This window comes from Neisseria sp. P0022.S010 (assembly GCF_051956635.1).
In genome coordinates this window covers 1-774 of record NZ_JBQCXF010000774.1, presented here as the reverse complement: position 1 = coordinate 774, position 774 = coordinate 1, and the positions used below count along the sequence as shown (strand labels likewise).

The 774-nt window shown below is 50.0% G+C and carries 1 protein-coding gene; it reads left to right on the top strand.

Going from position 1 to position 774, the window contains the following annotated elements; genetic code table 11:
• Positions 1-60 precede the first annotated feature (60 nt).
• Entirely contained in the window at positions 61-720 is a 660-nt protein-coding gene (gene ung, locus ACTHUT_RS21320; RefSeq protein WP_250600556.1) for a uracil-DNA glycosylase, read from the top strand.
• Positions 721-774 lie beyond the last annotated feature (54 nt).

Genomic DNA, 774 nt, shown 5'->3' with positions numbered 1-774 from the left:
GGCTAAGGCTGAAATTTATTTCAGTTATAATAAGTCCGTTCAAATACGGAGCGGCAAATAATGCAGACTTGGCACGAGGCAATTGGTACGGAAAAAGAGAAGGCGTATTTTCAAACGATTTTGGAGAAGGTACGCCATGAAAGGCAGGCGGGGATAACCGTTTATCCGCCTGAGCGCGATGTATTCAATGCCTTTCGGACGACTGAATTCGGAAATGTAAAAGTAGTGATATTGGGGCAAGACCCGTATCACGGCGCGGGTCAGGCACATGGTTTGGCGTTTTCCGTGCAACCTGAAATTGCAGTGCCGCCGTCGCTGGTCAATATTTATAAAGAGCTGGCGACGGATATTGAGGGCTTTCAGATTCCCCAACACGGCTATTTGCAGCATTGGGCGGAACAGGGCGTATTGCTGTTGAACACGGTGTTGACTGTCCGTGCCGGCTCGGCGCATTCCCATGCGACTTTTGGCTGGGAGGCGTTTACCGATGAAGTCATCCGACAATTGGATAAGGAACGCGAGCATTTAGTCTTTATGCTGTGGGGCAGCCACGCGCAGAAGAAGGGCGCGTTTATCGACCGCAACCGTCATTTGGTGCTGACCGCGCCGCATCCTTCTCCCTTGTCGGCCTATCGTGGCTTTTTCGGCTGCAAACATTTTTCGCAGGCAAACGCTTATTTACAGGCGCATGGTTTAGAGCCGATTGATTGGCAGGTTTAATAAGATAAAAGGCCGTCTGAAAGCAGATCTTCAGACGGCCTTATGATTTAGTCT

Excerpts from the sequence above, each read along its gene's own strand:
- ung (WP_250600556.1), top strand. The coding sequence starts at position 61 with ATGCAGACTTGGCACGAGGCAATTGGTACGGAAAAAGAGAAGGCGTAT.